The sequence below is a fragment of the Clostridium ljungdahlii genome, from assembly GCF_001636845.1.
Taxonomy (GTDB): Bacteria; Bacillota; Clostridia; order Clostridiales; family Clostridiaceae; genus Clostridium_B; species Clostridium_B ljungdahlii_A.
This window is the reverse complement of sequence record NZ_LITT01000062.1, coordinates 150132-163350: the sequence shown is the minus strand read 5'-3', so window position 1 is coordinate 163350 and position 13219 is coordinate 150132. Positions and strand designations below refer to the sequence as shown.

The 13219-nt window shown below is 27.0% G+C and carries 12 protein-coding genes and 1 pseudogene; 5 read left to right on the top strand and 8 right to left on the bottom strand.

The genetic code is table 11. The annotated features are described in order from the left end of the window. Positions 1 to 42 precede the first annotated feature (42 nt). Together WY13_RS20725 and WY13_RS17570 are read left to right on the top strand one after the other, a co-directional pair. Complete coding sequence (locus WY13_RS20725) at positions 43 to 186, top strand: cyclic lactone autoinducer peptide (RefSeq protein ID WP_082848557.1); 144 nt, start codon at positions 43 to 45, stop codon at positions 184 to 186. Between the two features lie 90 nt (positions 187 to 276). Continuing rightward, positions 277 to 1599, top strand: a complete 1323-nt coding sequence (locus tag WY13_RS17570) for a sensor histidine kinase (RefSeq protein WP_063556874.1) — start codon at positions 277 to 279, stop codon at positions 1597 to 1599. 215 nt (positions 1600 to 1814) lie between these two features. Here WY13_RS17570 and WY13_RS17565 read toward each other — a convergent pair whose 3' ends face one another. The 6 genes from WY13_RS17565 to WY13_RS17540 all read right to left on the bottom strand — a co-directional run bounded on the left by WY13_RS17565 (position 1815) and on the right by WY13_RS17540 (position 7062). Next, positions 1815 to 2333, bottom strand: coding sequence for a methyltransferase family protein (locus WY13_RS17565; protein ID WP_063556873.1), 519 nt, complete (start codon positions 2331 to 2333; stop codon positions 1815 to 1817). A gap of 206 nt (positions 2334 to 2539) precedes the next feature. Then, complete coding sequence (locus tag WY13_RS17560; protein WP_242866541.1) at positions 2540 to 3307, bottom strand: WecB/TagA/CpsF family glycosyltransferase; 768 nt, start codon at positions 3305 to 3307, stop codon at positions 2540 to 2542. A gap of 307 nt (positions 3308 to 3614) precedes the next feature. After that, positions 3615 to 4460 carry a hypothetical protein gene (locus tag WY13_RS17555; RefSeq protein WP_063556871.1) on the bottom strand — a complete coding sequence of 282 codons (846 nt, stop codon included), beginning with the start codon at positions 4458 to 4460 and terminating at the stop codon, positions 3615 to 3617. 232 nt (positions 4461 to 4692) lie between these two features. Then, positions 4693 to 5646 carry an RES family NAD+ phosphorylase gene (locus tag WY13_RS17550; RefSeq protein WP_063556870.1) on the bottom strand — a complete coding sequence of 318 codons (954 nt, stop codon included), beginning with the start codon at positions 5644 to 5646 and terminating at the stop codon, positions 4693 to 4695. A gap of 78 nt (positions 5647 to 5724) precedes the next feature. After that, a complete protein-coding gene (locus WY13_RS17545; RefSeq protein ID WP_063556869.1) occupies positions 5725 to 6369 on the bottom strand; it encodes a uracil phosphoribosyltransferase in 645 nt (214 codons plus the stop codon). A 15-nt stretch (positions 6370 to 6384) separates the two neighbouring features. Next, complete coding sequence (locus tag WY13_RS17540; protein WP_278321802.1) at positions 6385 to 7062, bottom strand: DUF4062 domain-containing protein; 678 nt, start codon at positions 7060 to 7062, stop codon at positions 6385 to 6387. Positions 7063 to 7268: 206 nt separating this feature from the next. On the opposite strand from WY13_RS17540, the gene WY13_RS17535 reads away from it, so the two are divergent. Both WY13_RS17535 and WY13_RS17530 read left to right on the top strand, forming a co-directional pair. Then, positions 7269 to 8363 (top strand): tetratricopeptide repeat protein, encoded by a 1095-nt coding sequence (locus tag WY13_RS17535; protein ID WP_063556867.1) that lies wholly within the window; start codon positions 7269 to 7271, stop codon positions 8361 to 8363. A 146-nt stretch (positions 8364 to 8509) separates the two neighbouring features. Next, positions 8510 to 9102: pseudogene (locus WY13_RS17530) on the top strand (recombinase family protein); the annotation flags it as partial. Positions 9103 to 9136: 34 nt separating this feature from the next. Here WY13_RS17530 and WY13_RS17525 read toward each other — a convergent pair. Together WY13_RS17525 and dapF are read right to left on the bottom strand one after the other, a co-directional pair. After that, positions 9137 to 10201 (bottom strand): hypothetical protein, encoded by a 1065-nt coding sequence (locus WY13_RS17525; protein WP_204377977.1) that lies wholly within the window; start codon positions 10199 to 10201, stop codon positions 9137 to 9139. A gap of 14 nt (positions 10202 to 10215) precedes the next feature. After that, positions 10216 to 11037, bottom strand: coding sequence for a diaminopimelate epimerase (gene dapF, locus WY13_RS17520; RefSeq protein ID WP_063556865.1), 822 nt, complete (start codon positions 11035 to 11037; stop codon positions 10216 to 10218). Positions 11038 to 11191: 154 nt separating this feature from the next. Here dapF and WY13_RS17515 point away from each other — a divergent pair, with 154 nt between their 5' ends. Continuing rightward, positions 11192 to 12928, top strand: coding sequence for an Rqc2 family fibronectin-binding protein (locus WY13_RS17515; protein WP_063556864.1), 1737 nt, complete (start codon positions 11192 to 11194; stop codon positions 12926 to 12928). Positions 12929 to 13219: the final 291 nt, after the last annotated feature.

The following is a 13219-nucleotide window of genomic DNA, read 5'->3' as shown; positions in this document are numbered from 1 at the left end:
TAGAACTTATAAATTAAAACATTTATAGGAGGTATAAGAAAAATGAAAAATTTAAAAGAGAGTGTCTTAAAGAAAAGCATGAAAGTTGTAGGTTACTTATCTTTGTTTTTAGCTGGAATAGTTATAGTTCCAACCTGTTTTATGGGCTTTCATCAGCCAAAGTGCCCCGATGAACTCCTTAAATAGTAATTAGTTTTTTACAAATGTTGTAAAGCAATTTATTTTGTCTTTGCTTTACAGCATTTGTAAAAAACTAATTATAGGTGGGATATTTATATGAATAATGTTATACAAGAAATATTAATAGATATTATAGAAGCATTTCTCCTTTTAAGTATTTTTGAAGCATTACATAATAAAAAAAAATTTATAATTCATAACAAAATTAAAACAGAACTATTTTGCATATTGTTTGTCTTTATAACTTATTTAAGTACATTTTACATTTCAAAGATTTATCATACACTTTTTCTTTTAATTTTTTATATTTTATTACTTGCTTGTATTACAAAAATAAAGATTTTTGATTCTACAGTTATAGTTTGCTTATTTGCTACAATAACTTTAACTACGGAAACTTTTATTGAAATTATTGAAATGATTATATTTAATGTAAATTTAAATCAAATTTTTTTAAATAATACATACATATTGATTGCTACAATAATTTCTATTTTACTTCAAATATTTATTGTAACAATGATTTTTAAGTTTAATTCATATTTTATCAAACTTAGATTGTTTGAAAAAGAAGGTGCTATTTTTGCTAATTTAATATTTGAATTAGGTGCGTTTACCTTATTTGTATTTTGTATCAACTATGGTATTTTCAGTATAAAAAATATACAAATCTATAATTTTATTATTTTTATTATTTATTTTATATTTTTAATAACAAAATTTAAAAACTTAAAAGAAGAACAGGCCCTCGTAAATATAAATGCCAAGTATAAAGTTCAAGAAAGCCAAATTAAAAATATGGAGGAAATAATTAGTATAATAAGGCAAGAAAAGCACGATTTTGCCAACCACATAAACGTTATACAGGGATTATGTTTATTAAACAAACCAAATACTGTTGAAAGAATAAATGATTATGTGTTGAAAATTTCAGATACCATGCAGTCTTCTTTTAAATATCTCAATACAGGAAATGATTACATAGATGGATTATTATCTATCAAAAACAACTATGCTGTGAAAAATGACATAGATTTTGAAGTAATGATTGACGAACCATTTGATTTGATAAAAGTCAAACAGGATGAATTAATAAGTATAATAAGCAACTTGGTAGACAATGCATTTGAAGCGTTTCAATCTAAGTTATACACTGATGATAAAGAGATAGCTGTCAGCACTTTTAGAGAGCATGAAGATTTTTGTATTGAAGTAGCTGACAATGGGGATGTCATTCCAGAAGACATGAGAAAAAAGATTTTTGATAAGGGCTTTTCTACGAAAACCAGCAAAAAAAGTGATCATGGTTTTGGACTGTATATTATCAAACAATTAGTCGAAAAAAACAATGGAAGAATATATGTGGAAAGCAGTTCAGAAATCACTAAATTCTTAGTGAAATTTAAGATAGACGAATAGATAAATGGATGAATTTATAGGATCTTTTGTATAAATAATTACACATACAGTATACATATATAGAGAAATCTGCTGATGTTGTATCAGATAAGTTATATAATGGTCAGGGATCATAAATGGAGCTATGTTGGGTATAGCTCCATTTTTTATCTATATTTATTTCGTATAAAATAAAGAATGTGAATTATGGGTCAAATAAAATTATATTATACCTATCAAATATAACGTCTTACTCTATTCATATATTTTAAATATTCTTCTCCAAATTCCTTAATACACCATCTTTCTTCTGAAAGAATAATCCAATGCGCTGATATTTGAAAACATATCAATAGCACAAGCAATATCCATGATTGAGTTAGAAATACACATCCTAAGAAAGAAATGAAATATGCAATGTACATAGGATTTCGGGATACTCGATATAACCCATTTAAATTTATTCCACTCATTTTAGGCTTAGCATAATTTATTATAGATACCCCATATAAAATAATCCCTAAACTATAGATTACTAGACCTATATAAAACCACTCAGAATCTGCCCTGATTTTAAGTAATAGCAAATATAGTAAAATAATTGTAGTTGAAATTTGATAAACCCAATATGTTACTTTTTCTCTTCCGATTACTGGAGCAAATAAACCCGCACGTTTAAGTGCTTCTTTGTTTACTATACTTAAAAGCCCATACCTAATAAGTATAATTGGCATTACTGTCAAAACTGCGTTCATTTTATCCCACACCTTCTATATCTTTAATTTATAACTACTTTCTACCATTCCATGTGGTCATCCAATAATACTCATATTAATTTAACCTTTTTATATTTAATAATTGTGACGTAATATACTACTATTACGTTTTATAAGAAGGTTATGTATTACTTAGATTGTATTCTTATGAAGTGCTTCAATAAAAACTCTGTATGCGAAAATTTTTAGTTTTTTTGCCTTTTCTTTCTTGAAGGTTGAGTTATTCTTCTATGTAACCATTCTAAATTTAACTTTTTTAAAATTTCTGGTGTACGCTTCACTTTTCCAGTAATTACATCAAGACTTCCTCCTACACCAAAAACAACTTTAGTATTAATATGATTTTTATGACTATAAATCCATTTATCAGCAAGTGGTGACCCTAATGCAACTATAAGAATATCGGGGTTTGAAATCCTTATATTTTCAGTAATTTGAGTATCTTCTTCTTTACTAAAGTATCCATGATGTCTCCCCGCAATTTTAACATCAGGATAATTTTTTATTATATATTCAGACGCTTTCATATTTACTTCTTCATCTGAACCTAATAGATAAAATGACCATCCTTTTTGATTTCCAACTTTAAGGGTTTCTAAAAGTAAATCATAACCTGTAACACGTTCTGGTACTGGATTTCCTTTTAATCTTGAAGCCCAAACAATCCCTACTCCATCAGGAGTTATTAGGTCTGCACCAAGTGATATTTTTTTTAATTCTGGGTCTTCTTGAATCTGTACTGCAATTTCTGGATTTACAGTAATTAGGTGAAATGTTCTATTGCTACCTTCTGATATTTTGGTATCAATTAATTCAACTGTTTCTTTTAGATTTAGTTTTGAAAAATCTATCCCTAAAATATTTACATAACTTCCCATACCATATCCTCTTTCATTAAAATTAAATTCATCATAATTGCAAATAATATTAAATGCAATAAAATCGTACGTCATAATTTACAACTGTGAATTTCTCTTTAATCCATTGTTTTTATATAAATAACATCATGAACCATAAATTATGTCTAAAATATATTATATCATAGGGCTGAACATGCAGCATACATATATGGAGCAACCTGCTAATACTGTGGCAGAGAAGTTATATAATGGTCAAGGATCATAAATGGAGCTATAATTAAGTTATAGCTTCATTCTTCAACAGATTAACTCTTCTTACCAATTAGGCAAAATAGCTCAGTTCGATAATGTTATGTTTTTGTCTTACATTTTGACTTTTATCTTAAATTTATAATTAAAATTACTTAATCATTTTTATAAAATTGATTAACTTATTTTTCTCTACAGAACTTATATAGTCGTCAAAAATATTAAAACAGTTTATAGTATCTGTAAGAAATTTGAGATAGCCAAGACATATACATTTTTTCAAATCAGTCATTTTATCTGCTTCCACATTTTTACTTTTGAGTTCAGATTTAAGAATACTATTGTATTGGAATAAATCATCTGAGTAATCAGGATCTATAAAAGTATTAACACCTTCCAAAGCTCCTTTGAGATAATATAAAAAAGACGTATTGATTTTAAAGTCATTTATATATATACTTAACTTTTTATTATAGATGTTAAAATCGTCAATATCTTGCACTAAAGTGTTTTCATCAACTTCTAAAAAGTATTCTCCAATAGTTTTTTCATATTCATATTCAATTTTATAATCAAGATAATCTTCAAAATATTTATCATAAACATACTCATTTTTCAATTTTGGACTATTTTTTATAACATTCAACAGATTAATAATATCTTTCCATAAGAATATATCATATGTGTCTTTTTTTATTTTTTTGAAATACTTTATATTTTCTAAAATTTTTGCATGATGACGTAAAACGTTTAATATATCTCCTCTTATTTCATAAGCTACATCCATATTGTTCTTTGTATTAAAAAATAAACTTATATAATAAAAAACAATTGCACCAGAAATACCCATAGCAAACTGATTAATAATAGATAATATAGAGTCCATTACATGGTATACTATATCTCCATGAGGTATTACAGGTGGCAACATATTTAATAAGACAAACATCTTATAAAGTACTATTATTAAAAAACAAAGCCAAAACAATTTTTTCATTATTACATTTCTCCCTGCACATAACTTCTTATAAAAAATAGCCAATTATAAACATATCAAGGATACCTTTATAAAATCATATTTTTCACACGCTATTTTAGTTTATTCAATTCTTGCCTCATACATATTAATTATATTTCCTCATAATAAAATAGCCTCCATAATATTTTGAGTTTATTATAGAAAGCTATATTTTACAGACTTTTTTCATAGTCTCATTTTAAAGATTTTTTTACAACCTAGATATATTGGACTCTACTTTAGTTGTTTCATATGTTATTTTATTAATACAATATAAATTTGTATTTTTAGCAAATTCTACTTTATTTTCATCAAATATTATTACATTATTTCCATCATCCGATACAGAACTTGGATGTTTTATCCCATCACATTCTTTATTTTTAACATATTCAGCAATAAACTGAGTAGGTATATACTCTAAGCTATCTTCTAGTCTATACGGTTCCATAAACTTAGTTTTCAGAAAATCTATAAATATATTATTATCAAGTCCAACTGTTTTATAATCTTCAGAATCAACACTAAATATTTTTAATTGTTGTTTAGGCTTAATATTAATGATACTAACATGAGAATTAATATATGGTTTTATTTCAGCAATACAAGTTTGAGGGCAATCACATGTATAAAGATATGATATTCCTTCAGGATTAATCCTACCTTGTTTTGTCTTGCTATAAGGAGGTGCTTTCATATCATTAGGATGAAATCCCATAATTTCATTTACCATCTTAACGAATTTATACTCTGTATCAACAAGGTGAATAATACTTTTTCCTTCTTTCATTTTCTCAATAACCTGCTTATAATATTTAACATTTTCTTCACTTGCTCTATCTTCTTCACTTGCTTTTACAAAGTAAGCGATAATCCTATCAATAATATTACCTATTGCTTCATCTTCTTTTTTGTAATGTTCCTTTTCATAGTCAAATAATCTAGCTCTATATAAGGTATTACTACTATCCACATAATATTCACAACTATTAATCATATAATCAATAGCTTCAAATATTAAATTAAAATAAATATTCATTTGAATATTTTTAGACTGAAAATTTATAAAAAATCTGTTTATATGCATTAGTTCATTACAAAAATTTTTCCATACATCGTAAATTTCTCTCTCTCTGGTACATTCAAATAATAATACAGGGTCCACAAAATCTCTCCTTTACATTAATAGGTATTATATAAATTTATATATAGACATACTATTTATCATATGTTTATAATATACTTAAATACTAATTGTTTTAACTCTATTATCTAAATTACCTACACCAGGAACTAACATTCCATCATTATTTAAAGAATCTGGATCTCCACATACATAAATCTTACATCTATGTTCATTATTTTGTAAATCTAAAATTCCCTGTTGTGAATAAAAAATAGAAGCCACTATAATATTAATTGGATCATACATTTCAATAGCTTTCTTCAGAAGAGTAATAGCTGTACAACCAGTAGCTAGTACCGATTTTGCGACAATAACAGTATTTATCATTTCACCTTTTTTTGTTTCAGACAAACACATCGACCTAATCTCACTATTTAATGCCATTCTACCTCTTGCTCCTCCAAAATCCATATATCCTCTTATGCAACCAGGCATGTTATTTGAAATACCCTCAGCAAAATAATTATAATCATCCTTAGTACTTATAACCATAATTTTAGATTTTAACATAACTATTCCTTGATATTCTTCATCAAGAGGTGTAGTTACAATTTCTGATTTAACAAATTCACGCCCAATTATTTCTGACGCCACATATTCCCCAAGTTTTAAAAGAGCATTTTGTAAATCTTTAGGCGTGGTTTTTTTATTACGGACTTTAGTCTGCAATATCTTCACAAATGAACTATCTATTTTATACATTATATACAACTCCTATCAAACAAGCCATCTATCAAACTGTTCTTGTAATTGACTTATACATTCCCAAAAATCTTTATATATTTTCTGTCTGTCAAACTGTATTGTATGACTTACTCTCCAAAAAATGTACTCTAACTCTACAACGTCACTAGTTAACTTATAATATACTATTGCATTAGGTTCTGGTTTCATTTGTTTTGCGATTCTAATAAAATGATCAAGATAATCTAAGTTATCTCCAATACTAGCTCTCTTTTTTAACCAAATCATAAACGAATTTTCCACTAATTCCTTTAATTGATGTGAATATTTGAAATTACTTATCCAATACCCACTATAATAATTACAAACTCGATCAATAAACTTTTGTTGACGTGAATCAATTTGTGTTGAGGGATTAAAATCTTTTTTAAAAACTAATATCTTTGTTGGATCACTTCTAAATGCTGCATCAAATTCAATTTCTGTAGCTGATTGACCATTTGGTAACTCATATCCAAATTGTTGTCCAAGTATTAATAAGTAAAGATCGCAATTTTTTGCCATTCCTATAGTCAGGCATCTTCCATTATTTGCAATTGAAGCCGTATTTACTGGCTCTACTCCTATTAAATCAACAAATTTAATATCATTAAATGCACTTTTTACTGCATCTCTTTCCCCTTCAAGATCTGACACAGTTGAGCTAAGCATAATTTTAATTTTATCCATGTTTACCCCCAATTTAACAATTAATTTTATCTAACTATACATCAATCTATAATAATATTTTACCACATTTTTACTTATAATGCTACATATATTACCATATGTGATATTCTTTAATAATTTTGAAGGAATTAGAAAATTTATGTAGAAACTATTTTTATACTACATATTACATAAAGGAGTTTCTTAAAATGCACACTAAATTTACATTAAAAAAGTCTATGTTTAAATTCTTATTAATTACTTTTATGTTTTTGTCTATACAAACTACCGTTGTTTTAGCATCATCTTCCGATAACGTAAATATAAATACCCTAAATCTTAAAATTGAAAACTTAGAAAAAGAAAATAACTCTTTAAGAAATGATTTAAATAAAATTAGCAGAGATAAACTTGTTGAATCTTATAAAGAACAGAATGAAAGTATTTTAAAGTCTACAGATGCTTGTATAAGAAATTTAACTATCATAATAGCTGCAATATCTGCAGTAATAACTTTATTAGCAGCAGTCGGTACTATTGCTTTTCCAATAATGTCAAACAAAAAAGAAAAGGAGCGATTTAATGAAATGAAAGCTAAAATTTATGATATAGAAAAATCCTTAGACTTAAAAATCAATGAAATCAATACTAATTTAGATGAAAGAGTATCTCTAAGCAATAATTCTTTTGAGAATTTAGGAAAAAATTTGAACTCATTAAAAGATGATGTTACTAAACTATTAAATAATGCAGCACAATCTGCTAAAGAAGCTAAGGAATCTGAAAATATTGCAAAAAGTTATAGTCTGGAAAGTGAAGCCCTTAAATTATATAATGATAAAAACTATACTTTAGCATTAGAAAAGTATAATGAAGCCATTAAACTCAATCCTAATAACTCTTCTACATTATGTAATCGTGGCCGCTTATATGAACGACTTGGAAAATATGATTTAGCATTAAATGATTATAATAGCGCTCTTAATGTTAATCCTAATCATTTTATAACTATTAATAATAAAGCAGATTTATATAGAAAAGTAGGGAAGTTAGATTTAGCATCTAAAGAAATTGCAGTTGCTTTAAATATAGATAATAATGACCCTTATAACTTAGCTACTGCTGCAGAAATTGCCTTAGATAAAAATGATAAAGAAGATTTTTATAGAAATGTGGAAAAATCATTCGAAAATGGATTACCTTTAAATGTAATTTATCAAAATGATATCTATAAAAAAGTACTTGATGAACCTAAATTTAAACAACTTTTGGAAAAATACAAAAAGAATGATGATAAAAACTAATAAATATAAATATCTTTCTTAAGATATATTGTTTTACATAAAAGGTAATATTTTATATAGAATTTCTCAATACAATCAATTTTGACATACAAACATGTGTTTGCTAGAATTAACTTATTAAATACTAATATTGGGGGTATTTACTAATGAGAGCAGCAATATATAGCAGGAAGTCAAAATTCACCGCTAAAGGTGAATCTATAGAAAATCAGATTGAAATGTGTAAAGAATATTGCAATAAAAATTTTGATGAAGAAATTGAGTTTATAATTTATGAAGACGAAGGCTTTAGTGGTGGAAATGTAGACAGGCCTCAGTTTCAGCAAATGATAAAAGATGCAAAGAATGAGAAATTTGATGCTTTAGTATGTTATAGACTTGACCGTGTAAGTAGAAATGTTGCTGACTTTTCTAGCACCCTTGAACTACTACAGCAGCATGATATATCTTTTATAAGCATAAAGGAACAATTTGACACAAGTACTCCTATGGGTAAGGCTATGTATATATAGCCTCTGTATTCGCACAATTAGAGCGTGAAACCACCGCTGAACGTGTACGTGATAATATGATTGAATTGGCAAAAACAAGCCGTTGGCTAGGTGGACCTCCTCCTATGGTATTTAAATCAGAAAAGGTGATTTACTATGACGCTGAAATGAAACAAAAATCCATGCATAAGCTCTCTCCTATAAAAGAAGATTTAGACTTTGTAAAACTTATATATAAAAAAATACTATAAAAACTACTTTAACTGTAATTTTCATAGTATCTTACATTTCATTATTTTTATAAATTCTATACTTGCCAGCATGATCAGATATAACATTTATAGATTTTTCATCTGCATTATACATAAATACATCCACATTATCCTGCTGGCCTCCCTTTCCTATACCTGTAAAATACACATTACCACTTTCATCTTCAGCTATTCCTGAAGAAATGCCAAAAGTTTCTGGAAAGTCATAGGTAATCCTGTTTACTTTACCACTTTCTTCTTTAAATTCATAAAGTGCAGTGTTATTGTCGTTTTGATTTCCAATAAAAAATACACTTTTTCTCTTTTTATCTGATACTGAACTATATATTTCTGTAAATCCATCACTTAAAAGTGTAAACTGTTTACTTTCATTATTGTAAAAATATAAATACAACTTATTGTAATTTCTCGATAAAAACAATATATCATTTCCTAGAGGAATAAAATGTATACAGTACCCTTTAGTGTCATTTAAATATATTTGTTCTCTGTCTGTATTAAAATCATATATATATAATCTATTAGAATTTGCTTTTCCTTCTATGCTTCCATAATAAATTATTCTATGATCGTCCAGCCACTCATATAAATCTCCAGAGACTAGAACCTTCGATTTAATATCCAAATATTTTTTATTTTTTATATCGTATACTTTCATTCCCTCAGCACTATATACCGAACTGCTTTTAAAAATCCTAAAGGCAATCTTATCCCCTGTAGAATTCATCTTTATATTTCGTGCATTATAAAAATTTTTAACTTCATCCACAGAATCCTTAGCAACTATATCTATTTTATTTTTATTAGAATATTTTTCCTTGTTTAAATAAATAAAAATGGTCTTCTTTGTGTCATATAGCATTTCCTCTATATTATTTATATTGCTATTAGTTAAGTTTTGAGATAACTTATAATTACCTACATTAAATATCTTCGTATCAGTTTCTTTAGCTTCAACCGCTATAACATTAGAATAATGAATATTTGCTCCACTTTTACCTTTGTTTACATCTCTAGGTGTACAGCTACTTAATATGAGAAATGTAAAAGACATGAAAACAAAAAAAATTATCATTCTAAAGTTTTTCATTAAATATCATATTCCCCTTTAAACGAAACTTCTACAGGACCTGTCATAAAAACTTTGCTGTCTTTCACTTCTATAAAAAGAATTCCTCCTGGAACGTAAGCTTTAACTTTTCCCTCTGTAAACCCAAGCTTATTTGAAGCTACAGCACAGGCACAAGTTCCCGTACCACAGGCTAAAGTAGGCCCTGCTCCTCTTTCCCAAGTTTTTATTTTAATTTCATCCTTATTTAAAACTTCACAAAAGTTTACATTAGTTCCTTCAGGGAAAATAGAATATTTTTCAATAGCTTTTCCTTCTTTCACGTCATACTTTTCAAGATCACCAAATATAACTGTATGAGGTACTCCCATAAGCATTGAAGTAATACTATAAGTTTTTTCATTAATTTTTAATTCCTTTTTTACAACTTCATCACAGGAGCTAACAGGAATTTTTTTTGGATCAAAAGAAGGTGTTCCCATATCAATAGTGACTTCCTTCACTTTACCATTTTCCATATTCAAAAATGCTTCCTTTATACCATCTCCCGTTTCTATCTTTATAGGAGACTCTTTTACTAAATTTTCTTCCCATACGTATTTTGCAAAACATCTTATTCCATTTCCACACATAGATGCATAAGAACCATCTGAGTTTATTATTACCATTTTAATCTGTGCAATTTCACTCTGGCGAACTATCAATATTCCATCTCCGCCTATTCCAAAATGTCTATTACAAAGCTTTAATCCAAGTTCTTTTTCTTTCCCTAAAAATCTATTATCTCTGTCATCTATTACTACGAAATCATTTCCAGTACCTTGCATTTTAGTAAATTTCATATTAAAATTTTCACCCTTCCATAAAGATGCTGTATATTTCAAATTAAGTTTACTACTGTAATAATCTTTTATCAATAAGATTTTTACAACTTTATTTTAAAAATTCTAGATGATATAATTTATTAAATACATAACTTACGAGAGGATGAACAATATGGCTTTAGACGGTATTTTCATACACAGCATTTTAAAAGAATTGAAAGAAAAAATACTAGGAGGAAAAGTTGAAAAAATAAATCAACCTGAAAAGGATGAAATAGTATTAAGCATTAAAAGTGGAAGAAAAAATTATAAGCTTTTATTAAGTGCAAGTCCAGTATATCCTAAAATGCATATTACAGTTAAAAGCAAACAAAATCCACTTCAACCCCCTATGTTTTGCATGGTTTTAAGAAAGCACCTAAGCCCATCAAAATTAGTTGCCATAAGACAATTGGATACAGATAGAATTGTTTTTTTAGATTTCGAAAGCTCAGATGAACTGGGTTTTAACAGCATATATACATTGGTAATAGAAATAATGGGAAGGCACAGTAATATAACTTTAGTACGAAAAAGAGATAACTTGATCATGGATAGTATAAAACATATAACACCTGAAATAAACACCGTGAGATCTCTATTTCCCGGAATAAAATACGTATTTCCACCAACTTCAAATAAACTAAATCCCCTTTCCTTTACAAAAGAGGATTTTAAAAAGTTTTTAACAACTACCTCAACAAAAATTGATAAAAGTTTTTTTTCAAAAGTGTTTACTGGTATAAGCAGTTCTTTTTCAAAGGAATTGTTCTACAAATTAAATAGTAGAAAAGATTTTTCAGAAAATAACAATTTAGACTTTCTATACGACTTTTGCAAGAAAATCTTTGATGAAGTGACAAATGATAATTTTTACTTTGCATCCTATATAGAAAATGAAAAAATAAAAGATTTCTACTGTTATAAATTAACTTATTTGAATAAATGCAAAGAAAAATGCTATGCTACACCTTCCCAATTAATAGAAGAATTTTACTATGAAAAGGACAAATGTGATAGGTTAAGCAACAAAAGTTCTGACCTTTCTAAACTTATAAATATAAACTTAGAAAGATGCACTAAGAAAATAAAAATTCTAATAGATAGCATTAAAGAAGCTAAAAATAAAGATATTTTTAGAATATATGGTGAACTCTTAACTTCACAGATCTACAATATAAAAAAGGGTGACAGCCATATAAAAATCCAAAATTACTATAGTGAAAAAATGGAGTATTTAGATATAAAACTTGATAAAAATAAAACTCCTTCCGAAAATATACAACGTTATTTTAAAAAATACAACAAATTAAAGAAAACAGAACAAGCTGCAAATGAACAATTAAAAATAGCAAAAGAGGAAATGGAATATTTAACTTCTGTAATGACCAACATAAAAAATTGTGAAAACTACGATGATATTGAAGAAATAAAAAGAGAACTTATGGAAAGCGGGTATATAAAATTTAAAAAATCAAATACTAAAAAGAAGAGTAGAGACTCCAAGCCAATGAAATTTATATCCAGTGATGGAATAGAGATATATGTAGGTAAAAATAATCTTCAAAATGATTATCTTACCCTTAAATTTGGAGACAAAAGAGATATATGGCTTCATACTAAAGAGATTCCTGGATCTCACGTAATAATAAAAAATTTTGGCAAAATTCCAGATAAAACTTTGGAAGAAGCTGCAAATCTTGCGGCATATTACAGTAAAGCTAAAAATTCCTCCAAAGTAGCCGTAGATTATACAGAAATTAAAAATGTCCATAAACCAAATGGTGCCAAACCGGGAATGGTAATATATTATACTAACCAAACCATTTATACAGACCCCACAAAACCGGATATAAAACAGCTTCAATAAAAATTTTCAAGTAGTTTAAATACTATTAGCTTTTTAAAAAATAACCCTTTGAGACAAAATAGACCATATTTATTCCGTAAAGCCAATGTATTGCCAAAAAAACTTGCAATATTAAAAAAACTATCTTATAATAGGTTGTGAATTTAATATCTTTTAAAATGATCCAGTGAGGTCAATAAAGTATTTTTATATCCGTATGACTATTATGTCCTTCACTGTGTGAAGGGCATTTTTTATAATAATATTGTAAATAAAATTGAAATAAGCACAATTATAATTGTAAATTAAAAA